Consider the following 24,103-nt stretch of genomic DNA (forward strand, 5'->3'; position numbering starts at 1 on the left):
CAGTAGGCGAACACAATATGAACAACACCTGGAAAATTTACCTGCTGGCCTTCATTACCTTCATGACCGCTACATCGGAGTTCATCATTGCAGGCATTCTGGACAAAGTAGCGGCCTCCGCCCATATTTCGGTATCGTCGGCAGGACAGCTAATCACGGTATTCGCGATTACCAATGCAATCGGAACGCCTGTTGTAATGATGGCGATGGCTGGAATGGATCGGCGCAAGCTATTAATGCTTTCTCTGGGCGTCATTGCGCTCGGCAGCGTTTTGACAGTCGTCCTTCCCGGCTTCGGGTTTCTCATCTTCTCTCGCGTTCTGCTTGCTGTAGGAAGCGGGGTTTTTGTCACCATCGCCAAGACGCTCGCGTCAAAGCTTGCACCGCCTGAACGCCGGGCCGGGGCGATTGCCACCGTTATAACGGGGGCCAGTGCAGCCCTCATCGCCGGCGTTCCCATTGGCCGTGTTGTGGCCGCAGCATACGATTGGAAGGTTATCTTCTGGGGGATCGGTATTCTCAGCCTGCTGGCCATCTTCACTGTGGCTCGAATGATTCCGGCCACAAATGGCGAGGAAATCGTTCCTCTCGGCAAGCAGCTCACTCTATTGAAGAATCCGAAAATTGTAATCGGCCTTGGGATAATATTTTTCTGGCAATTAGGATATGCGGTACTCTTTTCATATATCGCTCCCTTCCTGTTAACAGTTCCACGGATGAGCGAACGGGAAGTGAGTGCTGCGCTCTTTGCCTTTGGCATCGCTACGTTGATAGGCTCCAAGTTCGGCGGATTCCTGACGGACCGGATCGGTATCCCCCGGACGCTTGTGGGCGGCATGGTTGTCCATGTCATCGCTCTTGTACTGCTGTCCACGATCGCCGGATCAGCCTTCGCCGCCATTCCGCTCTTGATGCTCTGGGCTTTCTCAGCCTGGTCATCGGGCCCAGGTATGCAGTATAACCTGGTCTTGCTCGCTCCGGAGGCATCGGGAATCATGCTCAGCCTGTATGGTTCCATCTTACAGCTCAGCATAGCCGCGGCCGCCGGAATTGGGGGGATTGCCGTGAGAAGCGCATCGATGCCGGCGGTCAGCTGGACCGGGGCTGCATCCGTTGCGGTTGCTCTATGTATTGCGGCCGTCTCGTTTAGCTTTGCCCGTTCGTCCCACAATAGTATAGCGATGAAGTGACAGGGGGGTTCTCCCGTGCTGTTACAGGCTACTGCCCCAAATGATCTTAATTCATTTGGGGCAGTTTTTTTCATGCGTCCAGCACGTGGTCATACTTTTCCTTCAGACGCTTGATGTCTGCTCTGGGAGGAGCGCCGAACATACGGGCATATTCCCGGCTGAATTGGGATGCGCTCTCGTAGCCTACCCGGAAGGCGACCTCGGCGGCGTCCGCCGACTCGGATAGGAGAAGACGCCGGGCTTTCTGCAAGCGCAGCTGTTTCTGAAACTGAATCGGGCTCATCGCAGTGACCTCTTTGAAGTGCCGGTGAAACGTAGAAATACTCATATTGGCTGTTTCGGCAAGCTCTTCAATGCGTAAAAGCGTGTTACAGTTATTAATAATTTGCTCGATAGCGTCCCGGATCCGGGACGTGCTGCTTCCTTCCATGGCGATTTGGGCGAGCGCCGGGCCATACTGCCCTTGCAGAAGCCTGTATAGAATTTCTTTGGTGTAGATAGGAGCAAGGAACGGGATGTCTTTCGGATTGTCCAGTAACCGGGTTAAACGGAGTATCGCATCCAGTATAGAACTCTCTATCTTGCCGACAAACAATGCCCGCTTGGCATTTTCTTTCGAAGCGATTTGAACGGCGGAGTCATTGATAACCTCCAAAATTTGACTCTGTGAAAATTCAAGCCTGAAGCTCAAATACGGAATATGGGGAGAAGCTTTGATGACCTGGCTGATCACCGGCAGATTCATGGATGAAATCAGGTAGTTTGTCGGACCGTATTCGAACCGCTCCTGTGCCAGCAGCACCTCTTTTAAACCTTGAGCGATGAAGCATAGGGAAGGGTTGTACACTCTGTGGGCCGGCCGGGTCAAATTAGAGTTGCGGAAAAAATATAAAGAGGGAATCGCGGTCTTGTGAACTCCGTCCCGGCCGGTATGACGCTCGATTCGTTTGACGAGTTCATCCCTTTGGTCTCGCATTTCCTCAGACATAAGCTCCTCCTTGTTGGCGTTCTCTTGCTCAATTATAATGCATCTGCGCAGGTAGAGTTAATGGGAGTGAGAGGATTAGGCAAGCATTTAAGACGATTGGGATAACGGTCTTTTTTCATTTTACCGGATAATAAGGGTGTGCCCGATTCGGGGCGGAATGAAGCCTATACCATACAAAGGAGTTGTCCCATTTATGGATTATGTCAAACTTGGCCGTACCGGTCTGGAAGTCTCCCGATTATGTCTTGGCTGTATGAGTTATGGGGTGCCCGAACGCGGAATGGCTCCCTGGTCGCTGAATGAAGAGGATAGCAGACCCTTTATTAAAAGAGCGCTGGAGCTCGGGATTAACTTTTTCGATACGGCGAATGTATACTCCGACGGAACAAGCGAAGAAATTGTCGGACGCGCCCTGAAGGAATATACCCGCCGGGATGAGGTGGTCATCGCAACGAAGGTATTTTTCCGTATGAGTCCGGGCCCAAATGGTGCTGGACTTTCCCGCAAGGCAATCCTGAGCGAAGTTGATAACAGTCTGAAACGGCTGGGTACGGATTACATTGACTTGTACCAGATCCACCGCTGGGATAACACGACACCGATTGAAGAGACGATGGAGGCGCTTCATGACGTCGTAAAGGCAGGCAAGGCCAGATATATCGGAGCGTCTTCCATGTACGCCTGGCAGTTCCTGAAAGCCCAGCATACTGCTGAGCGCAACGGCTGGACCAAATTTGTCTCCATGCAGAATTTCTACAATTTATTGTACCGGGAAGAAGAGAGGGAGATGCTCCCGCTTTGCCTTGAAGAGGGAGTCGGCGTCATTCCGTGGAGTCCGCTTGCCAGAGGCAAGCTAACCCGGGATTGGGAGGAACAGACCGCCCGTTCGGAGAAGGACGCAGCCGGACAAGCATTTTATTCAAAAATGGCCGATGCCGACCGCAAGGTTGTGGAGAGAGTAGCCGAGATTGCCGCCAAACGGGGCATTCCGCGCGCGCAGGTTGCGCTTGCGTGGGTACTGCAAAAGGAGCCGGTAACCGCCCCGATCATCGGCGCAACAAAGCCCCATCACCTGGAGGATGCCGCTGCCGCGCTGTCAGTGAAGCTGGATGCTGATGAAATGGCGAGCCTGGAAGAGCCTTATGTGCCTCATCCGGTTCTGGGTAATCTTAGCTAGGGCGGGCCATTATTCACATTATTTAGTTAAGTTCGGTTCAGAGAGACTTAGCGCCCCAAGGTCATTATTGATCTTGGGGCATTTTTTTCGTGGAACCCAAAAATATTGAACATCTGACAAAGAACTTAGAATTTAAAGCGCTTTCACATCCCCTTATAATCAAGTCAGGACACAAGAAAGGGGCCGCATACCATGTCGAACCTGTTTTACAAGCCGGAGGGGGCTTGGGTGGGAGATCTCATTCCCTTTTACAAAAACGGTACATTCCGGTTGTTCTATCTCCATGATTGGAGGGAGAATAAGAGCATTCACGGAGAAGGAACCTCCTGGTTCGAGCTCCGCACAAGCGATTTTGTACACTACGAGGAAAAAGGCGAAATGCTGAAGCATGGGAGCGTGAGTGAGCAAGACTTGAATTGTTATACCGGCTCCATCATTGAAGTCGAAGGCGAATTTCATCTGTTCTATACGGGCCTGAATCCGTACCCGAACTTCACTGAGGATGGCGAGCCGCTCCAATGCGTCATGCACGCCGTGAGCAAGGATATGGAGTCGTGGCGGAAAATTCCCGAGGACACTTTCTATTCGGACGGGATTCAGTATGAAAGGCATGACTGGCGCGATCCTTTCGTGTTCTGGAACGAAGAGGCGGAAGAATACTGGATGCTGCTCGCCGCAAGGAACAAGGAAGGCCCGTCCCGGCGCCGGGGCTGCATCGCATTGTGCGCTTCCAAGGATCTGAGGAAATGGGAAATCCGCAAGCCTTTCTGGGACCCGAAAATGTACATTACCCATGAATGCCCGGACTTGTTCCGGATCGGGGAATGGTGGTATCTGGTATACTCTACGTTCTCGGACCGGTTCGTCACCCATTACCGGATGAGCAAATCGTTAAGCGGGCCTTGGACGGCGCCGAGGAACGACGCGTTTGACGCCAGAGCGTTCTATGCGGCGAAGACATGGAGCGACGGAAATCGGCGGTACGCGTTCGGTTGGGACCCCAGCAGGGAGAACGAGGACGATTACGGGGACTGGCAGTGGGCCGGAAATCTGGTCGTGCACGAGGTCGTTCAAGAACCGGACGGAACGTTGACGGTGCGCATACCGGAGACCGTGTCCCGGCATTTTGCAAGTAAGCAGGCTGCGGAGTGGGGCTCACGGCTCGGGGAGTGGAAGGTGTCCGGGGAACGCATCTCTGCGGAGGCGGGCGAAACGTTCTCTTGCATTGCGGCCGGCTCCATGCCCGAAACGTGCATGATTTCGGCCCGGCTGTCCTTCTCCGAAGGGACGAGAAGCTGCGGCTTCATGCTCCGGGCCAGCGGGGATCTGGATGAAGCCTATTATGTTCGCCTTGAACCGATTCATAACCGGCTCGTCTTCGACATGTGGCCCCGGCGGGTGAAGGGCGAGGCGCAGTGGCATATCAATGGCGACCGCCCTCATGCGGTTGAGCTTGAAGTGCCGATTGAATTGCAAGCGGATACGGTATATGATATCCGGATCGTGGTGGAGAATTCCGTATGCGTCGTGTACTTGGCAGACCGGGTCGCGATGACGACACGCCTTTATAATTTGAAGACAGGGAGCTGGGGCTGCTTTGTCCAGGAAGGCCGGGCGCAATTCGAGCAGGCATCTCTATTGGTTCCAAGCGAACAGGAGGTCAAATAGATGAAACGTTACGGTAAATGGCTGGTTCTCGCGTTATCGCTTGTAGTGCTGACGGCAATAGTAAGCGCTTGCGGAGGCGGCAGCAATACAGGCAGCGCTGCGGAAAATGGTTCGGGAGCTCCTGCGAACGAGGGGAAGAAAGCGGACAAGAAAACCTACAAATGGTTCGTGGCCCGCGGCGTAGACAGTCCTCCGGCCGTTACCGTTAAGGAAATCGCTGATGAATTCTCCAAGACGCATCCGGAATTCGAGCTGGTTCTGGAAGGTACGGGCGACCGCCCATCCTATTTGCAGAAGCTGCGGACATTGATCGCGAGCAACGAGATGCCCGCCATGTTCGACACCGATCCCGACGCCTATGCTTCCAAGCTGGTGGAGAAGGGCAAGCTCGTGGATATGAAAAAACTGCTGCAGGACCTTGGCAAATACGACGCGTTCCGTCCGGTTGCCCTACAATATCAGCAGTTCGCGGACGGTAGCATGTACACGCTCCCGATCGAATACGGGATCGAGGTATTCTGGTACAACATCAAGATGTTCAAAGATCTCGGCCTGCAGCCGCCGAAGACGTTTGACGAGTTCCTTAAGGTTGCCGAGACGCTCAAGCAGAACGGGATTACCCCGATTGCCGTCGATGGCAAGGACAAATGGCCGGTTCTCCGGTACCTGGCGTTCGAGCCTTTCCGCATGACCGGCAATGATTTCATTGAGAACGTCAAGCAGGGAAAGGCCTCCTTCAAGGACCCGGCGGGCATGGCAGGTATTAACCTCGTTCACGAACTCGGCACCAAAGGGTACTTCCAGCAAGGATTTTCTTCAACGGATTATACGGCAGCTCGCGATTTGTTCTTGGCAGGAAAGACCGGCATCTATTATATGGGCTCGTGGGAAACGATGAATTTCGCCAACGATAAATTAAGCGCGGACATGAAGGACAATATCGGATTTTTCCGACTGCCCATGATGGAAGGCGCCAAGACGGCGGAGAATGATTATTTCATCAACTCAGGGATCGGTGTTGCGTTCAACAAGGAGACCTTCGACGATACGATGAAGGAATTTGTCAAGTTCCTCTTGGAGAAATACCCGGAAGCCTATACGAAAAAAGGCCAGTTCTCGCCTTTCAATTATTCGCTGGATCAGGCGCAAGGGATGCCGGAGGTGTTCTATAAAATCCAGGACGAAATCGCGAAATCCGGAAGCGTCTTCGCCGTCCCGTGGGATACGCGCCTCGACCCAGCCACCAATGAGCTGCTCGGCAACGAGCTGAATGCCTTGGCGCTCGGTGCGCATACACCGGATGATTTTGCCGACCTGATGGATCAGGCGATTAAAGAGAACGCACCGAAATACTTCAAATAACCGCGCTAAAGCAGCCGGCCAGCCGCACCATCGGTTGGCCGGGAATGCAGCGCAAAAATAATAGAGTGGGGAATGAGCAAGGTATGGATAAAATCCTCCGCAATCGCAAAGCCGTTCTCGTCTTCCTGCTGCCGGCATTGCTGGTGTATGTGTTCACCGTTCTGGCTCCCATCCTTTGGTCGATGTATTTCAGCTTCTTCTCCTGGGATGGGGTTTCCGACATGGTCTATATCGGGCTCGATAATTACACCAAAATGTTTGGCGGCGACAAGACGTTCTGGAAGGCGTTCAGCAATAACCTGATCTATGTTTTCATCATTGTGGCCATGCAGGTGTTTCTCGGTTTGTTGGTTGCCATTCTGCTGACCAGCATCACCAAAGGCAGGGAATTGTTTAAAACGCTGTACTTCGCCCCCGCGATTATCACCTCGGTAGCCATAGCGCAGCTGTTCACAAGCGTATACTCGTTCGAGCCGGTCGGCATGTTGAACTTTATTCTGCAGCAGCTCGGTTTGGGAGCGTGGAGCAAGCCATGGCTGTCCGACCTGAAGTGGGCGCTTGGCGCTGTATCGGTGCCCGAAGGCTGGCGTTATATCGGCCTATATATGATCATCCTGTATACCGCGCTCCTGTCCATTCCTTCCGATATCGAGGAGGCGGCGAGAATTGACGGGGCTTCTTCCTGGGACCTGTTCTGGTCGATAAAAATGCCGCTGATTAAGCCGGTGCTGACGGTTTCGATCATTATGGCCACTACCGGTGCTCTAAAAGGGTTCGATATCCCGTATCTCATGACGAATGGGGGGCCGGGGCGGGTGACGGAGCTGCTGCCGACTTATATGTACAAAACCGCATTTTCCAGTCTGGACTTCGGTTATGGCAGCGCAATGGCCGTATTTATCGTCATAGAAAGCCTCATTGCCGTCGCCTTTATCAGACGGATGATGGAGAGTAAGGAGACCTGACAATGAACTATTCCCGCTATTCCAAGGCGATTCTGGCGGTCATTTCTTTCGCTTTGCTTATTATTCAAGTGTACCCGCTCGTATGGGTGTTCATCTCCAGTTTCAAAGCGCCAACCGATTTTTCAAGCAGTAATCCGCTCAGCCTGCCCAGCAAGTTCACCTTCGAAAATTATCTCAGCGTGTGGCGGAAAGGGAATTTGGGCACTTATTTTTCCAATAGCCTCATCGTCGCCGTGACGACCATCGTTCTGGTGATTCTGTTCAGCGCCATGGCCGCGTTCGTGATCGAGAAGATGCGTTTTAAATGGGCCCAAAGCGTGCTGTTCCTGTTCTTGTGCGGTATCATGATCCCGATCCAGGTCGTGCTTATCCCGCTGTTCATTCTGTATAACAAAACGGGGATTATCAACACGCTCACTTCTCTCATTTTGCCCCAGGTGGGATTTGCGCTGCCGATCTCGATCTATCTGTTCGTCAGCTTTTACAAATATATCTCGAACGAGATTATGGAGGCCGCCGTCATGGACGGATGCGGGATTTATCAGGTGTTCTGGCGGATGATTTTCCCGCTGTCGCGCAATACGATCGTCACGGTTGTCGTCATGAATCTGATTTTCATCTGGAATGAGTTTATCTTCGCCAATACGTTCATTCACGACCTGAGCTCGCGGACGATCCCGGTTGGTCTGATGGATTACATCGGCCAATACGGCCTGACGGATTGGGGAGCGACCTATGCTGCTATCAGCATCACAACAATTCCAACCATGCTGGTCTACTTCATTTTTAACAAAAGCGTGATCTCCGGCATGACCGCAGGAGCGACCAAAGGTTGATCTACCATCTGCCCCCGGGCAAAGGTATACTGAAAGTACAGGTATTATACTTTTCTTCGGACAGAGGGACTTTTTCATGAAAATAACCCGGCCGTTCCTGTCGATCAGCATTCGGAGCAAAATCATCATTTTGTCCATCGGCTGTTCCCTGCTGCCGCTTGTCCTGATTGCCTCTTTAACCTTTGTCTATTTGAGCAAAGTGGCTGAGAACAAGGTGTCCGACACCACCTCCAATTTGCTCGGCTCCATCAACTGGAATATCCAGACCTTCGTGAATGACGTCGAGACGATTTCGAAGCTGATGCTGTCTTCCCGCGACGTTCAGAATTTCCTTTCTTATGACAAGCACGAATTCAAAAAAATCTATGACCTCCAGAATGACACCCGGAACCTGATCGTCAATATTTCCAACAACAAATCGTATATTCGTTATGTGTACGTCGGCAGTGAGCAAAGGGAGCTGATCATAACGAACCAGTGGGACCGGTTCACTTACGATCATATTTACCAGGCGGTCTCCCGGTCGAAATGGTATCGGCAGGTGAGCGACATGGGAGGCCGGGGATTGTGGCTGAACAGCGATGAGGTCCGTCTCGTCAAAAATAGTCCGGATTTGCTGCTGTACGGCAAACAGTTAAACAACCTGGATACGCTCGAACCGATCGGCATGCTGATTATCTCCATCGACAGGCGGGTATTCGACGAAATGTTCAAAGACATCACGAATGCGGAGAACGGGCATCTAATGATTCTGGATCAGAATCAAGTGATCTTTTACAATTCCCGGACCGCCGATTTGCAGCAGATCCCGCAAAAGGAACTGAACCTGCTCTATGATCTGCCTGAACGGGGCACCCGCATTGATACGATCAATGGAGAACGGTATGTCGTCACCTTCGATACGAATCCGGGGACCCGGTGGAAGGTGGTCAGCATGATCCCCTATTCCAACATCAATTCGGAAGTAGTCCTGATTCGCAATGTTACGCTTACCTTGACGCTGGTGGCTTTCCTGCTGGCGGCCTATGGTTCGTATCTGATCTCCAAACGGATTACCAAGCAGTTGACCCTGCTCTCTAACGTCGCCCGAAAGGCAGCCAAACGGGAGGAAATCGAAGGTATCCTCTTTGAAGAAAAGGACGAAATCGGGAAGATCGGCAATCAATTCCTGCGAACCTTCCGCACCAACAGCGAATTGTCCGACAAACTGATCGAAGCCAAGCTGAAGGAGAAGGAGGCCGAGCTGCATGCGCTGCAAAGTCAGATCAACCCGCATTTTCTGTACAATACACTGAATTCCATCTATCTGATGGCGGAGCGAATTAGCGCCAAGAATATTTCCAAAATGGTCATGTCCCTCTCCCACTTTTTTAAATTAAGCTTGAACAACGGGGATTATATTACGACTGTCGGCAACGAAATCGACCAGGTGAAAAATTATCTGGAGATTCAAAATATCCGCTACAACGGAAAATTTGAGGTGGCTATCGACCTCGAGCCGGGAATCGAGCGGATCCGCATGCTGAAGCTTCTGATCCAGCCGCTGGTGGAGAATGCAATCTTTCATGGAATCGAGCTAAAAGAGGACAAAGGCAACATCGCCATTCGGGGCCGAAGGGAAGGAGAGACGCTGATATTCGAGGTCGAGGATGACGGAGTCGGGTTTGATGCCGCAGGTGCGGGTTCGCGGCCAAGGGGATATGCTTTAAGGAACATCCAGGAGAGAATCCAGCTGCATTACGGCCAAGACCGCGGGATTCGCATAGACAGCGTTCCGGGCGCCGGAACCAAAGTTACCCTTGAGATCGGCATCATCGATTAACGTCTGGCTATGAAGGTGGGGGGACACATCATGTATAAACTGTTTATAGCGGATGATGAACAGCTTGTGGTGGAAACGCTATCATCTATGATTGACTGGAACGCATCCGGGGTGCAAATCGCGGGGACAGCCAACAACGGCAAGCAGGCGCTGGAACGGATTCTGCAGTCCGATCCGGACGTTGTCCTGACGGATATCCGCATGCCGGGCATGAGCGGGCTGGAGCTGATTCGCTCCCTGAAGGAAAGGGGCTGCAAAGCGGAGTGTATCATCGTGAGCGGATATTCCGAGTTTGAATACGCCAAAGAAGCGATTGAGCTGGAGGCGGTGGATTATTTGATCAAGCCGGCCGAGCTTGAGGAAGTGTCCCGGACCGTCTTAAGGGCGATTGAGCGTCTGGAGCGTAAAAGGGACCCGGCGGGAAACCGCCCGGAGCTGCGGATTGCCAAAGCGCTGGACCGGGCGGTGTTTACCGATCTTATCGTCCATGCCAAGCGTCCGTCGTTCGATAGGGTGCCGTACGAACGGTACGGCCAGTTTGCGGCCATCGTGATCGGAAGCCCGGCGGCGCTCTGGCTCGAACGGATGAAGAGCAGCGGCGTTACGGATGCGCTTCTTGGCTTTTTGGCGAATGAAGGAATCGAAGTGGAGCTGCTCTATGAGCAGCAGAAAGTCATCTTGTTATGCATGGCGGCTCTGGAGGAATCGGGGTCATTACCGGAAATTCTGATGGCTGCGGCCGCGGCGTTTTCGGATGACGGCTCCCCGGCCGCGGACAATCTGGCCCTGTCGTTTGGAATCGGCCCGGTTGTAAGCGGAATCATGGATGCGCATCTTTCTTTTCTGGCGGCGGATCAGGCTTGTCAGATGGGGCTGTTCTTCGGCGTTCCGGTAACTGATGGCAACGCTTGGCCGGAGATTGCCCGCGCTTCTGAAAGATGGCTCTCCGATTGGTCTGAGCAGATCGAATCTTTTACCCGTTACGAACAGAAACCGTTTGAAGAGCTGCTCGAATGCTGGACGGAGTGGGGGAGGGAGCGATGGATCGCTCCTGTTTCCCTGAAGAAGGCCGCCGCCCAATGGGCGAACCGGCTGCTCGATTTGATTGAGCGGGACTATGGAATCAAGATCGGTAGCGTGATCGGAGACCGTTCGCTGCTGATCGAAGGGCTGCTGGAAGCGCCGGATTGGGCGTCGTTGCAGAAGCAGTGCCACGATTGCGCGCAGGGTGTGCAGTTTTTTTTGAACGTGACGAAGACTTCCTTAAAAGAAAAAGTGGTTCAAGAAATCAAGGCTTATCTGGAATCGCACTATCATGAAAATATCCAGCTCGACCAATTGGCGGAGCGGTTCGACCTTAACGCTTCCTATGTCAGCCACTTGTATTCCAAATCGACCGGGCGGACGATTCTTGAATATGTTACGCTGCTGCGTATTCAACAGGCGAAACGGATGCTGAGGGAGAGCAGCTTCAAAATCTCCAAAATCTCGCAGAACGTCGGATACGATAACCAGCGGTATTTCTGCCAGGTATTCAAGAAGCATGTGGGCGTAAGTCCCGGCCAGTACAGAGAGGACCATATGATCAGAGTCGAAGAAAGCTGTTCGTCGTGACTTTATTTCAAGCCCCAGGGAAGACTTTCAGAGTGGAAAAAAGGCCTGCGGCCTTCGTTCGCTAATCAAGCGGACGCGGTCTGCAGGCTTGTTCAGATTCATCTTCTCTTTAAGAATTAACTGCATTCAGACGTTCTTTATCCGCAGAAGGTTTGGCGCTCCAGGCCGAAACGGCCGCCGCTGCGAGCATAATGACGGACAAAGTCCCGCATAAAGCGGCGAATCCGAAGGGCATCAACGCAGCGGCTAGGATAGGACCCAGACTTGCGCCGACGAATACGAAAAATCCATAGAGCGCCAGAGCCATGCCGCGTCCGGCCGAGCCGAGCAGGCCAATCCGGGAAATGATTGACGGAACGGCCGCGGCGATTCCGGTGACAAAGACAACCGTCGCGGCGATGAACAGCGCCATATTGACGCCAGACAGCGCCGCTTCCCCGGCCAATCCGGCCGCGGCGGTGAGAAAGCCCGCCACGAGGACGCGAACAGGCCCGAAGCGGCGGATCCAGGAACCGCAAAACAATGCGCACACCACTCCTGTCATACTGATCAGTCTGAGCCAAAGAATGCGCTCGGGAGACAGGTGCAGCTGCTGCACCGCGAATTCGTTCAATCCGAAGAACATGGCGACAAAGCTCATTAAAATCGTTATGGCCGCCCCGTAAGCGACGAGCAGCGCCGGAATCCGGACCAAAGCGCGGAAGACTTCGAACACGCCGGAGCCGGCTGCGGGGCGTTCGACATTCGGACGGTCTTTCGGCAGCTGCAAGGAAATGACGATCAAAATAACGTAGATGAGGCTTAAACCGGCGAACACCGCTTTCAATCCCCAGCTTGCCGCCACCTCGGCGGAGAAGATTTGTCCGACCACTCCGGCAAGCAAAAATCCGCAGCTCAGGTAAGCAATCACACTGGGACGCTGCGCCGGGGGGATAACATCGCTGACATAAGCAAGAGCGACCGGAGGAAATGAAGCGGCAAGAAAGCCTTGAGCAGCACGCAGCAAGAGGAATGGGGTAAAGGTTGAGACCAGTTCCACGGATAAGGTGCATATGACAAGCAGAATGAGTCCCGCGAGAATCAACCGCTTCTTCGGCACTCTGTCGGACAAGGTGCCGAAGAACAAATTCCCCAAGGCAAAAGCCATGCTGAAGATGCTGCTCGCCCAGACGGCCTGAGTCGGGGTAGCGGAAAATTCCGAAATAACGTAAGGAGTTAACGGAATCATGACGTAAAGCAGCGAAACGACAGCAATCCCCGACACCGTTAACAGCGCCGCCGTATAAACGAGACGAGATGTACTCATTTCAATCATTAGACATTGAACCTCCTTTTCCAACAATAACAGTTACGTCAACGTAATGGTTTGGGGGTGCAAACACGGATCGGACGCCGCTTAGTTTGACAACTCGTCAACCATAAGCTGAATCCGGGCCATGTTGCTTAGGATCTCTTGCCTGAACTGATCCAGAGCCTCCATCTTTTTGTCGGTTTCCTCCAGATGCTTCGATAAGATTTCAAGAACCTTCTGCTTGCCTTTAATCATGGACGGCTCTTCGAAGTACAGATCGATGACGGATTGAATTTCCTCCAGGCTGAGACCGAGATTTTTCAAAACGTCGATTTTGTTCAGCCGCTTGAGCGATTCATCCGAGTAATAGTGATATCCGTTGTTTTCCTGCTCGACATTCCCCAGCAATCCGAGCTCCTGATAGTGGCGAATGGTCCGGGGCGTCACCCCGGCTCTGCGAGCCAGTTCTCCGATCAGTATTTTGGATTCCATCATTTGCATCCTCCAACCATTACGTTAACGTCACAGTTAGTATAATGATCAGGGAGGCTGATGTCAAACGTTGTTTGCTGTGACTTCTGAATCGGGATCATCCCGATGTTAGAAGCGGGCAGCTTGCGGCTCGGCCCATTGGTCTTTTACCGAAAATTCCCCGTCAGGCATTACGCCTAACGGGGGCTTTGCTTATCTGACTAACGTCCGGCTCAACTTCCTCCAGCGGGATTTCGATCGTAAAAGTACATCCGGGATTCTCGTTCAGGGAGGCGTGGATTTCGCCGCCGTGCATATGAAGGACCTCGCGGGCGATCGCCAGTCCCAGTCCGCTCCCAGGGACGCCGCTGTTGCGCGCAGGATCGACCCGGTAGAAGGAGTCGAATACATGCTTCAGCGATTCCGAAGGTATGCCGATTCCGCAATCGCTCACATGCAGCAGCAGGGAGCGGGGCGCCATCCGGGCTTGAATAGTAATGGCAGAGCCCGGATGGGAGTATTTCACTGCATTATCCAGTACATTGTCGACTGCTCTGCCTAAATAGTGGACATCGGCGGTGACTGGCGTGTCCATGATCATCGGCAGCTCGTAGTTTAATGTGCGCCCCTTAAGTACGAGAGGGTCGTTCCATTTAGCAAGCAATCGTTCCAGCAGGGCATATACCGGCATCGTCTCCGGTTTCAGCCGGGTCTGTCTGGTCTCAAGCAAGCTTAGATCATACAAATTCTGCACCAGCTGATTGATGGTCCAAAGGCGGTCCGAAATTTTGTCCAGATAGCGCGGGATATGCGCCGGCTGAACTTTGCCGTCGATGATCGCATCAATGAATCCTCCGGCAATCGTTGCGGGAGTCTTCAAGTCATGCGAGATATGGGAGAACCATTTCTTCCGCCAGTTCCCCAGCCGTGTCAGTTCGTCGATTCGCTGCCGCAGCTCATCATTCGCCTGCTTTAGCGCAAGTGTCCGTTCCTCGACTTTGTGCTCAAGCTCCTCTTGAAGCTTCGTCTGCTGCTCCATCAGCTCTCCGATTCGGGCGGACATCAGGTTAAACGAATGCAGCAGCCGATGCACTTCCCGGATGCGCGTATCCTTAAGCATAAATCGGAACTGTCCGTTTCCCATATCGTGAAAGGCGCCGTCCAGCCGCTTAAGCGGTCGGGAAATTCTCAGCCACAGCAGAACAGCAAGCGCGGTGCAAAGGAGGAAGGAAATGATGGAGATGAGCGTCAATTGATGGAACAGATGCTTGCTTGTGATGGCCGCGAGCTCCGAGGAGGAGCGGGTCACACCGGCGAGCAGCCGTTCTTTTGGCAGCACGTAGCCCAAATACCAGCCCGTGGCGGGCACTTTTTTGGCAAACAGCATTTTGGTCTGGCCGTCCAGCACCGCTTGTCCGTACCCATTGCCCTCCGCAAGCGCTATGAATTCCTCGGGGTCAAGCTGACCGATCACTGCGGCGCCCTGACGTTGTACAGCCATCATCTGATGATCCGCGCCAAGCAGGAAGGCGAAAGCATCGCTGCTCTTAAAATGGGCGCCCAGGACATGAGCCACAAAATCATCAACCGTAACATCGGCGGCGACGACACCGCGAAGCGTACCGCTGCTGTCATAGATCGGCGCCGTCGCCGTGAAGACGCGTCCGTTCGGAGTGATGTCCCAATACGGCTTCGTCCAGGCTACCCTATCCTCGGAGCTCGAAATTTGCAGCGCATCCCGGTAAAAGGCATAGCCGGTAATCGGACCCTCCCCGTTAAAAAGACGGCCATATCCCGATTGAGAGCCGTAATACAGCGTACCGCCCAGCGGATGCATATAGTACATGGCAATCATATTCGGATTTCGGTCCAGTTCTCCCGCGAAAAAAGGGTTCAGATAGGTGCTGAGCGCCAAATCCCGCAGCATGGACCTCGGGAAAGCGCTTGAAGGCTCCTTGGTCAGCTTGATGGCCCATCTGCCGTGGTCCTCGACATAGGCTCCGTTTCCGAGAGAGGTAAGAGTGAGAGGCCGGCCAGGATATAGTGCGCCGTCGTCAAGTATGGCTTTGGCCTGGCTTCTGGCGGTTATTACGGCATGCTCAACCTTGCGCATTTCAGCGTCGATGGCATAAATCTGCTCCTGCAAGTACGACTGGTAGATGGTTACATAATCCCGTTCAACAAGACCCGTCTGCATCTTGGTATAGGTATCAAAATGATTTCGCGTCGACTCGTTAGTTAACCAGCCAATCAGCAGAAGCGGCACGACGGCGCTAAGCAGCATTACGCACAGCAGTTGGGCCGCCAGCGATTTTGGCGCGAACCGGTCCTGAAGATGCCGGCAGAAGTCAAATAATCGCCGCATGCTCGCAAAACTTATAGCCGACGCCGCGAATCGTTACAATTCGTTCTGGTCTGGCCGGATCGTCCTCGATTTTGCGCCGCAGGTTGCCGATATGCACCTGAAGCGTCTTGCTGCCAAGGCCCTTGCCGTATCCCCACAGCTTGTCCAGCAGCAGCTCCGCCGTCAGCACCTGTCCGGAATGATTCATGAAATAGGTAAGCAGCTGGTACTCTTTTACGGATAACTCCAGACGCTGGCTGTGCAAATAAGCTTCATGCGCGGAGAGGTTCACCTTCAAGGATTCCGAGGCAAGCATGCTAGCCTTTCTCGGCTCCTCCATCCGCCGCATAGCCATCCGGGTGCGTCTCAAATGGGCTTTGATCCGGGCAATCAGCTCGAGCGGGCTGAACGGTTTGCTCATATAATCGTCCCCGCCGACGCTGAGTCCGATGATTTTATCCATTTCCGTATATTTGCAGGTAAGAAATACGATAGGGGCATCAGTGACCGTGCGAAGCTGCCGGCAGAGCTCGTAGCCTTCAATGTCTGGCAGAAACACGTCAAGAATGATGATTTCCGGCGAATACGCATCCACCATCCGAAGCGCCTCGGCCCCGTTCATCGCCTGCTGGAATTGAAAACCGTCCGATACCGCGTACATTTCAATAATTTCTCCAATATCCGCTTCGTCATCGACGAGCATGATCATCTCTCCCGGCATTGTGTAACCCCTCCCAAGAAGATAGTCAAACGTGATTGAAATAATGTCAAGTTAGTTAACAATTAACGATATGAAGTACCGAGTCTAGTTCCACTTTACCTGAATTTATTAAAAATTTGAATCATTTTTACCTGGAACACCTTAGAATCTTTACTTTGGATGAGTACCATACGAATAGCAGGACGAACAGCCAAGCCCGATGCGTTAACATACATTACATTAACCGGGCTGGTTTAACGGACTGATCTTTCAGAATGGGGAGGGTGTTTGATGAACAAGAAAATAATCCTGGCCGGAACTGCGGCGGCCGCGCTGTTTTTGACAAGCGTAATTCCGGGATCACCGTGGAAATCCGAGGCGGCGGCGATTGTTGCTCCGAAAGTGGCCTATGATCCGCTCAATCCGCTGACGGAGCAGGAGATCAGGTCGGTGTCTTATATTATCAAGCATAGCTCAAAGTACAAGAAGGATATGCGCTTTACCGAGATTACGCTGAAGGAGCCGGACAAAAAGAAAGTATGGAACTGGGTGCTGCTAAATGATGCGGCCAAAAAAATGAAGGCTAACAAGCTTCCGCGTCAGGCGGCATTCGTTATCTCTGAGCAGCGTAAAGTGTACGAAGGGGTTGTCGACCTCGATTCGAAACGAATTGTGGAGTGGAAGGAGAATACAGCCGGCGGGTATGCGATGGTGAGCTTTGCCGAAGATCCGTCCGAAGTGGTGTACAAAAATCCCGAGTTCCTGGCGGCGCTGAAAAAGCGCGGGCTGGCGGGCAAGGTTAACAAGGTGAAGCTTGTCGGTCTTACCGTAGGCTACTACGGACCGGACAACGCCGATCCCAACCGCCGACTCTACAAATACACAGCTTATCTGGACACGGGGGACGGGAACTTTTTTACCCATCCGATCGAGAATCTGGTTGTAACCGTTGATATTGATGAGAAAAAAGTGCTTAAAGTCGAGGATGAAGGCGTGATCCCGGTGCCGATGAACGACCATGGATACCGGAAAGGCGACAAAGACAGCACACGTGAGCCGGCTAAACCGATCGTCATCACGCAGCCCAAAGGCGTCAATTATACGATCAAAGGGCAGGAGATCAGCTGGCAGGGCTGGAAATTCCACGTTATGCTGGACGCGCGCCGCGGTCCTGTCATTTCGGCAGCGACTTACAACGATCATGGCAAGGTACGCAAAGTTATGTACAGCGGCGGACTTGGAGGGATGACCGTTCCGTATGGCGATCCTGGCTTGAACTGGTATTGGAAGACGTACATGGATTCCGGCGAATACGGCGTTGGGAAGCTTGGGCGTCCGATGGTGCTAGGCGCGGACGTGCCGAACAATACCACCTTCATTGACGCCACGCTTAACGACGATAACGGCAATCCTTACACGTCTCCGAAGGTTATCGGAATTTTCGAGCGCTACGCCGATTCCGACTGGACGCATAGCGAGGCCGGAGTGACCGATAGCCGGGCCCGTCTCGAGCTTGTCGTCCGGTTCATCTCCACGGTCGGCAACTATGACTATACGTTTGACTATGTGTTCCAGCAGAACGCGAATATCAAGATCAACGTCGGCGCATCCGGTATAGAGGCGGTGAAAGGCGCGGCGGCAACGAGCGTAAAGAGCACGGACGAGCACTATATCGATCCGAACAATGCGGAAATCCGCAATGGCACACTTGTTGATAAGCATACGGTGGCCGTGTATCACCAGCATATTTATAATTTCCGCCTCGATATGGATGTGGATGGCGAGAAGAACACCGTTCTGGAGCTTGATCCAAAAGCGGCGCCGATTACGGGCAATCCGAGCAAGAAGACGGAGATGGTGCTTGAGCAAAAGACCTATCATACGGAGCTCGAAGCCGCGCAGAAATTCGATCCGGACAAAGTTGTGCTTGTTACCAATCCGGAGAAAAAGAACAAATTGGGTTATCTGACCGGCTACCAAATTATTGCGAACGCGGGCGGCACTCATCCTTTCGCGGAAGATCCGCTGTTTGGGGATGACGACTATCTGATCAAACGTGCAGGTTACTTGAAGAAGCATATCTGGGTAACTCCGTATTCGCCGGACGAAGTCTATCCCGAGGGCAAGTACATCAACCAGAACCCGAACGATACAGGACTGGCGGCATGGGCATCACAGGACCGGGATATCTATGAAAAAGATGACGTGGTGTGGATTACGACGGGAACAACGCACATTCCGCGTTCAGAGGAGTGGCCGATGATGTCAACCGAATGGGCATCAGCGATGCTGAAGCCGTTCAATTTTATTGACCGGACGCCGACTCTCGATCTGCCGGCACCGGCGGAAAGCGACACGAAGAAAAAATAGGGTTAGCCTATTCGGATACGTATTCTTATGAGCTGTATACGAATGCCTACAAGGAGGCAGTCTCTGTCTGTCTGCGACAGAAGCTGCCTCCTTGCCCGAATGTTTACGCAGTGGAGGAATGGAAATGAAGCTGAAGGTTAACCGCTTGTCCGTATTCATCCTTGTCATTACGATCATGCTTTCCGGATGCGGGGCTGCCTCTCAAGAGGAGCTGCAGGACCCGTATTTGGACCCGATGTCTTTGTCGATGGGGCATGTCCATGGTGGCTCCGCTGCCGAAACGTCTGCCGAGAAAGGCATCAAGGCGGTTTGGTCATGGCCGGAAGGCAAGCCGGAAGCGGGCAGACCGGCCAAGCTAAAGCTGCAGCTTGCGGACGGAGCCAGGAAGCCGCTGACCAAGCTGGACATTGTCCATGAAAAAAGGCTGCATCTCGTCGCCGTAAGCGGTGACCTGCGGCATTTCCAGCATATTCACCCCGATTATCTCGGTGACGGGAGCTTTGAAATTGACATTATTTTTCCAAGCGGCGGTTCGTACACGCTATTCGCTGATTTTACGCCAAGCGGGTACCATACACTGACTCGCAGCACAATCGTGGAAGTTTCCGGCGAGAAGCCTGCGCTGCAGCTGCTCAAGCCTGACACACAACTGAGCGGCGTGTTTGAAGGCATGGAGGTTTCCCTTCATTACGACCATCTGATGGCTAAGATGAACACCATGATGACCTTCACCTTCAAAGATTCAAGGACGGGCAAGCCCATTCGCGATTTGGAGTTATACCTGGGCGCAGTCGGCCATGTGATGATCGTCGACAGTACAGCGAGGACGTTTCTCCATATCCATCCGTTGAATTGGGGCTCCTCCGGCCCGCAGGCCGCCTTTTCCGTTACATTTCCGGAGAGCGGTATCTACAAAATGTGGGGGCAGTTCAAACGGAATGGCCGGATTGTCACCGTACCTTTCACGATTGAAGTTCCTTAAAGCGTCCGCAAGCTTGTCCTAAAACACCCGCCGCGCCGTCACGAGCCGTTTCTTCCAATAGTCGCTGAAGGCTTCGGTGCGGACGCCGTATTTCTCCGAGTAGGTATGCAGCAGCTTGTTATCCCCCGCGTAGATGGCGACATGCCCGATGTTCAAATCGCGGGCGCCGAAGAACAATAGGTCGCCCTTGCGCAGCTCGTCCAGCCCGATCTCCGTGCCTGCCTTGGCCTGGTCGGAGGATACTCGCGGAAGGTCAACCGCGAGCGTATCCTGAAAGACGCGCTTCACGAAGGAAGAGCAGTCGAAGCTGGCTGTCTGATCCGGCGATGCTCCGAACACATATGGCGTGCCGAGAAAGGTCTCGCCGTAGGCGATCAGCTCGTCCGCCTGCTTATCGGTCAGGGACGGGCTGGCATAGTCGGTGTACTTTGGCTTCGCTGATATGTATCCCGTCCGGTTATCCGGGGTCCGGACCTCAAGCCAGAAGGCGTCCACTTCGCGTACGACGTGGACTTTCGATCCCGTAGGCAGCAGCTCCAGAATGTTCGAGCCGCTATCCGTATCCGGCGAATTAGCGGATGAAGCTGATGAACCGCCGCCCGAGTTCGGCACACTGGTAGCTGAAGCTGGTGAACGCCTGCCCGTATTCGCTGAACGGCTAACCAGCGTGAGCGAAGGCGTTGCCTTATCCGCCGGCCCACTGCCTGAATCCGGCGAGCTGCGCAGATTGACGCCCCACCGGATGGACGTCTCGAAGGTTATCGTCGAGACGTGGACGGTGCGGACGGCCTGGTCCCAGGTCACGGTGCTGCCAAGGGCTTCGCTGACGAAGCGCAGCGGAACCAGCGTATATCCGCCGGATATTTGCCCGGGGGCATTAAGCGGCACCGTCCGGTCGTTCACCGTGGCGGAAAGCTCCCCGATGCGGTAGGTCAGCGTGATCCCGTCTTTCGTGGCCGTAACCATCTTGTCCGTATTGTTCCAGGACAGCTTGGCCCCCTGCCCTTCAAACAGACGGCGCATGGGAACGAGCAGTGTGCCGTTCACATTCACCGGCTCCGCCTCGGTTTGAAGCAGCGAGCCGTCCAGATAGATGGATACCGGTGCGGGAACGGTCAGGGCCGGCGGAGCGGCTGTGTCATCCTGAGCGGTGGGGGCGTCCGTAGCCGTCTGAACGGGTCCAGCGGACTGAACGGTCCCGGTGGCTTGTCCGGTTCCGGCCATCGGCGAAGCCGCTTCAGCCGGCTTAGTGCCCGGCTTGGCGGCTTCCTCCGCCTGAGCGGAAGCCGAGAATAACAGGGACATAGTCAATGCAGATAGGATCGCGTGCTTTCGAATCGTCATGAGTTCATCACCTTGTCGTTGGATTGATACGGTTACCGTAACTCTTCTTGTATAGTTAGACTGACAAAATGCGAAATGGTTTTGCTTAAAGTGCGGACTTCTTTCATTGACGATTTCCCTGAAATCAACTAGAATCGACGTATTCATACAGGGCGATGGAGTTCGCCTTTAACCGCCGCAAGGCTGATGACTCCTACCAGAGGATCTTGATCTCCCTGGTAGGAGTCTGTTTTTTTTAGTTATCAACGAAGGGGGAAGAAAAAAAGATGAACTCAGTTAGACAGAAGTGGACCCGGTGGGCCGAACAACGCGTGTTTGCCGCGCTGGTTGGCACGCTGCTGAAATGGGTGGTGCTCGGGAGCGGCGTCGGCATCCTGTCCGGCACGGCCTCGGCTTTTTTCCTGAAGAGCCTGGACTATGTAACCGACGTAAGAATAGCCAATCCGTGGCTGCTGTTTCTGCTGCCGCTCGGGGGGGCGCTGGTCAGCTTCCTGTATATGAAGATCGGCAAGAACAGCGGGAAGGGCAACAATTTGATTCTGGAGCAGATCAGCAACGGAGGCGAGACGATTCCGCTTCGAATGGCGCCGCTCGTCTTGTTCGGAACGCTTGTTACGCATTTGTTCGGCGGATCGGCGGGCCGGGAAGGGACAGCGGTTCAAATGGGCGGAAGCTTGGCCGAATGGTTCGGGAAAATCCTCCGCGTCGGGCCCATCGACCGCAAAATCCTACTGATCTGCGGCATTAGCGGCGGGTTCGGATCGATCTTCGGCACACCTTTGGCCGGCACGGTATTCGGCCTGGAGGTTCTGGCGATCGGTCTGATCCGACATGAAGCGCTGATCCCGGCTTTTGTGGCCGCTTTTACAGGCAATCTCGTCACCTCCTCGTTCTGGGGCGTTTCCCATATCCACTATCATATCGGCGCGGTGCCTGCGTTAACGTGGATCGTCGTTCTCAAGGTCGTATTCGCTTCGGTCCTGTTCGGGCTGACGAGCATCTTGTTCAGTGAATTGACCCATGCTCTGAAAAAAGGGTACACCAAGCTCTTCAAAAACCCTGTGCTCAAGAGCGCCGTGGGGGGCGCCGTTATTATCGGTCTCGTCTACCTCCTCGGAACCCGCGATTATTTGGGACTGGGCATACCGCTGATTCAGGACTCTTTTACGGAGGATGTGTCTCCGTTTGCTTTTTTGGGCAAGCTGGTGTTTACTTCCCTTACCCTGGGCGCCGGATTTCAGGGAGGCGAGGTGACTCCGCTGTTCGCGATCGGGGCCACTCTGGGGAATGCGCTGGCCGGTGCTTTGCATCTGTATGCTCCTTTTTTGGCGGGGCTCGGGTTTATCGCCGTCTTTTGCGGCGCGACGAACACACCGATTGCGTGCTTCCTGATGGGGGTTGAATTATTCGGATCGGACGCTGCCGTGTACATGTTCATGGCTTGTCTGGTCAGCTACCTGTTCTCGGGGCATACGGGCATTTACACTTCCCAGCAAATCGGGATATCCAAAAGCGAGCATCTGCCGATTCCCGAGGGCACGACCTTGTCGGCGGTCAAAAGCTTGATGAAGAAGCAGGACGGGGCCGCTCCGGGGGCGGAGAAGCGATGAAGGCGTTCATATCGGCCGTATCGAAAACAAGGCTGCGGATGATATAATAAAGGGAAGCCTTAGAGGAAAGGGAATCTACGATATGGAAATTGCGGAACGTAACGGACTTGTGGCCGGTTGGCTGGCGCTGACCCATATTCAGAGCAATACGGCGGTCAAGCTCGAACAGGCGCTGCAAGAAAGGCACCGGATATCCCTAAAGGAATTCTATATGCTGCTGTTCCTGTCCGAAGCCCCCGGCAAAAAGCTGCGTCTGCAGCAGCTCGAATCCATGGTGGGCCTGAGTCAGAGCGCGATGTCGCGGCTGGTCAGCCGGTTCGAGGCCAAGGGCTGCGGAGCGATGAAACGGCATATTTGTGAGGAAGACCGCAGAAGCGTCTATACCTCCTTGACTCCAATCGGGCAGAAAAAAGTGGATGAAGCGTACGCCACCTTTCAGTCCGTCCTTCTGGACGCCCTACCGGCGCGCGAGCTTGCCGGTCTATTGCAGCAGCTTCTTGAAGCGAAGGGCCATTCGGCGGATGCATGAAGAATACCGGCGCGTGGCGGACAGCCGCCAAGGTAAAGATCAGCCCTTGATTCATCAATCTCCTGATGGATTAAGGGTTTTAATAATTCAGATCATGAAACACATGATCCTCTGAAGCGATCCTTTGGGAGGGAGTTATGAAAGAGGCGCAAAGTGAATCGAAATATACGCAGCAGCATCTGGCGAACGAACGGACGTACTTGGCCTGGATTCGTACGGCGGTCGCGCTGGCAGGTCTCGGCTTTCTGGCGGCCGGCATCGTGTTCCGGGATTCCCGTTACAGCGGAGTCGGTCACATCGTCGCGGCGGCCGCAGGCATTGCGGCGGTGCTGCTCGGCGGCGGTGTGGTTGCGGCGGCTACCGGCGATTATATGCGAAAAAGAGAAGGCATCAACAACGAGCAGTTCCGTTCGTCTTCTTCGCTCATTCGGCTGGTGTTCGTCTCGCTCACCATTATCGAAGTGCTGCTGATCGTGCTAGTTGTGCTGATGCTGTTGTCCTCTTAGAAGGGCTGAGGCAGAAATACAGGATGATGGCGGTTTGCGCCAGAGGTCCAGTGAAGGAGGAACACCTTGAAGAACAGAACCGGCCTGATGGTGGCCGTCTCGATTATCCTGATTATCGTTAGCAGCCAATTGAACGCCGCCGAATCCCGAATGCTGGGCGCGCTGCAGCAGCTCCTTCTCGGGCTCGGCCTGGTTGGCTGCCTGCTCGCCATGTGGAAATGGATGAAGGGCAGCAGGACCAGGAAATGATCGGCGGATAAAAAGTTAGCATCGAAAGCTTTGTAATCATTGTAAGCATCGTAGGAAGCGTAAGCATCGCCGCGCAGTCAGCCCA

General features: G+C 53.7%; 20 protein-coding genes and 1 riboswitch. Of the genes, 14 read left to right on the top strand and 6 right to left on the bottom strand.

The window, feature by feature from the left end:
* Nucleotides 1-17 precede the first annotated feature (17 nt).
* On the top strand, nucleotides 18-1,190 hold the full coding sequence (locus tag PSAB_RS02305) for an MFS transporter (protein ID WP_025332977.1): 1,173 nt from the start codon (nucleotides 18-20) through the stop codon (nucleotides 1,188-1,190).
* Between the two features lie 70 nt (nucleotides 1,191-1,260).
* Here PSAB_RS02305 and PSAB_RS02310 read toward each other — a convergent pair whose 3' ends face one another.
* Nucleotides 1,261-2,178 (bottom strand): AraC family transcriptional regulator, encoded by a 918-nt coding sequence (locus PSAB_RS02310; protein ID WP_025332978.1) that lies wholly within the window; start codon nucleotides 2,176-2,178, stop codon nucleotides 1,261-1,263.
* A gap of 193 nt (nucleotides 2,179-2,371) precedes the next feature.
* Between PSAB_RS02310 and PSAB_RS02315 the strand changes: the two genes are divergently transcribed.
* The 7 genes from PSAB_RS02315 to PSAB_RS02345 all read left to right on the top strand — a co-directional run bounded on the left by PSAB_RS02315 (nucleotide 2,372) and on the right by PSAB_RS02345 (nucleotide 11,622).
* Entirely contained in the window at nucleotides 2,372-3,355 is a 984-nt protein-coding gene (locus tag PSAB_RS02315; protein ID WP_025332979.1) for an aldo/keto reductase, read from the top strand.
* Between the two features lie 192 nt (nucleotides 3,356-3,547).
* The gene (locus PSAB_RS02320) at nucleotides 3,548-5,023 is read left to right on the top strand and encodes a family 43 glycosylhydrolase (protein WP_025332980.1); all 1,476 of its coding nucleotides are present in this window, start codon (nucleotides 3,548-3,550) and stop codon (nucleotides 5,021-5,023) included.
* Complete coding sequence (locus PSAB_RS02325; RefSeq protein WP_025332981.1) at nucleotides 5,024-6,385, top strand: ABC transporter substrate-binding protein; 1,362 nt, start codon at nucleotides 5,024-5,026, stop codon at nucleotides 6,383-6,385.
* Between the two features lie 83 nt (nucleotides 6,386-6,468).
* Nucleotides 6,469-7,350, top strand: coding sequence for a carbohydrate ABC transporter permease (locus PSAB_RS02330; protein ID WP_216700464.1), 882 nt, complete (start codon nucleotides 6,469-6,471; stop codon nucleotides 7,348-7,350).
* A gap of 2 nt (nucleotides 7,351-7,352) precedes the next feature.
* On the top strand, nucleotides 7,353-8,186 hold the full coding sequence (locus PSAB_RS02335; protein ID WP_025332983.1) for a carbohydrate ABC transporter permease: 834 nt from the start codon (nucleotides 7,353-7,355) through the stop codon (nucleotides 8,184-8,186).
* Nucleotides 8,187-8,262: 76 nt separating this feature from the next.
* Complete coding sequence (locus PSAB_RS02340) at nucleotides 8,263-10,008, top strand: sensor histidine kinase (protein WP_025332984.1); 1,746 nt, start codon at nucleotides 8,263-8,265, stop codon at nucleotides 10,006-10,008.
* A 30-nt stretch (nucleotides 10,009-10,038) separates the two neighbouring features.
* Nucleotides 10,039-11,622 (top strand): response regulator transcription factor, encoded by a 1,584-nt coding sequence (locus PSAB_RS02345; protein WP_025332985.1) that lies wholly within the window; start codon nucleotides 10,039-10,041, stop codon nucleotides 11,620-11,622.
* Between the two features lie 109 nt (nucleotides 11,623-11,731).
* Here the strand turns inward: PSAB_RS02345 and PSAB_RS02350 are convergent, their stop codons facing one another.
* The 4 genes from PSAB_RS02350 to PSAB_RS02365 form a co-directional block, all read right to left on the bottom strand.
* The gene (locus tag PSAB_RS02350) at nucleotides 11,732-12,937 is read right to left on the bottom strand and encodes an MFS transporter (RefSeq protein ID WP_025332986.1); all 1,206 of its coding nucleotides are present in this window, start codon (nucleotides 12,935-12,937) and stop codon (nucleotides 11,732-11,734) included.
* An 81-nt stretch (nucleotides 12,938-13,018) separates the two neighbouring features.
* Complete coding sequence (locus tag PSAB_RS02355; RefSeq protein WP_226991753.1) at nucleotides 13,019-13,408, bottom strand: helix-turn-helix domain-containing protein; 390 nt, start codon at nucleotides 13,406-13,408, stop codon at nucleotides 13,019-13,021.
* Nucleotides 13,409-13,568: 160 nt separating this feature from the next.
* Nucleotides 13,569-15,749 carry a HAMP domain-containing sensor histidine kinase gene (locus PSAB_RS02360; RefSeq protein WP_025332988.1) on the bottom strand — a complete coding sequence of 727 codons (2,181 nt, stop codon included), beginning with the start codon at nucleotides 15,747-15,749 and terminating at the stop codon, nucleotides 13,569-13,571.
* The gene (locus tag PSAB_RS02365; RefSeq protein ID WP_025332989.1) at nucleotides 15,733-16,449 is read right to left on the bottom strand and encodes a response regulator transcription factor; all 717 of its coding nucleotides are present in this window, start codon (nucleotides 16,447-16,449) and stop codon (nucleotides 15,733-15,735) included. Before PSAB_RS02365 ends, PSAB_RS02360 begins: the two co-directional genes overlap by 17 nt.
* Before the next feature lie 270 nt (nucleotides 16,450-16,719).
* On the opposite strand from PSAB_RS02365, the gene PSAB_RS02370 reads away from it, so the two are divergent.
* Nucleotides 16,720-18,798 carry a copper amine oxidase gene (locus tag PSAB_RS02370; protein ID WP_025332990.1) on the top strand — a complete coding sequence of 693 codons (2,079 nt, stop codon included), beginning with the start codon at nucleotides 16,720-16,722 and terminating at the stop codon, nucleotides 18,796-18,798.
* 124 nt (nucleotides 18,799-18,922) lie between these two features.
* A complete protein-coding gene (locus tag PSAB_RS02375; protein ID WP_025332991.1) occupies nucleotides 18,923-19,780 on the top strand; it encodes a hypothetical protein in 858 nt (285 codons plus the stop codon).
* A gap of 18 nt (nucleotides 19,781-19,798) precedes the next feature.
* On the opposite strand, the gene PSAB_RS24895 is transcribed toward PSAB_RS02375, so the two are convergent.
* Nucleotides 19,799-21,124 carry a stalk domain-containing protein gene (locus PSAB_RS24895; protein WP_025332992.1) on the bottom strand — a complete coding sequence of 442 codons (1,326 nt, stop codon included), beginning with the start codon at nucleotides 21,122-21,124 and terminating at the stop codon, nucleotides 19,799-19,801.
* Nucleotides 21,125-21,266: 142 nt separating this feature from the next.
* Nucleotides 21,267-21,327: riboswitch (Fluoride riboswitch) on the top strand.
* 63 nt (nucleotides 21,328-21,390) lie between these two features.
* On the opposite strand from PSAB_RS24895, the gene PSAB_RS02385 reads away from it, so the two are divergent.
* The 4 genes from PSAB_RS02385 to PSAB_RS02400 all read left to right on the top strand — a co-directional run bounded on the left by PSAB_RS02385 (nucleotide 21,391) and on the right by PSAB_RS02400 (nucleotide 24,018).
* Nucleotides 21,391-22,734, top strand: coding sequence for a voltage-gated chloride channel family protein (locus tag PSAB_RS02385; protein WP_025332993.1), 1,344 nt, complete (start codon nucleotides 21,391-21,393; stop codon nucleotides 22,732-22,734).
* 82 nt (nucleotides 22,735-22,816) lie between these two features.
* Nucleotides 22,817-23,263 carry a MarR family winged helix-turn-helix transcriptional regulator gene (locus PSAB_RS02390; protein ID WP_025332994.1) on the top strand — a complete coding sequence of 149 codons (447 nt, stop codon included), beginning with the start codon at nucleotides 22,817-22,819 and terminating at the stop codon, nucleotides 23,261-23,263.
* Between the two features lie 137 nt (nucleotides 23,264-23,400).
* Nucleotides 23,401-23,769, top strand: coding sequence for a YidH family protein (locus PSAB_RS02395; RefSeq protein WP_025332995.1), 369 nt, complete (start codon nucleotides 23,401-23,403; stop codon nucleotides 23,767-23,769).
* A 66-nt stretch (nucleotides 23,770-23,835) separates the two neighbouring features.
* Nucleotides 23,836-24,018: a hypothetical protein gene (locus tag PSAB_RS02400; protein WP_025332996.1), complete on the top strand. Its 183-nt coding sequence runs from the start codon at nucleotides 23,836-23,838 to the stop codon at nucleotides 24,016-24,018.
* The last annotated feature ends 85 nt before the right edge of the window (nucleotides 24,019-24,103 follow it).

It is taken from the genome of Paenibacillus sabinae T27, assembly GCF_000612505.1.
Lineage (GTDB): Bacteria > Bacillota > Bacilli > Paenibacillales > Paenibacillaceae > Paenibacillus_AQ > Paenibacillus_AQ sabinae.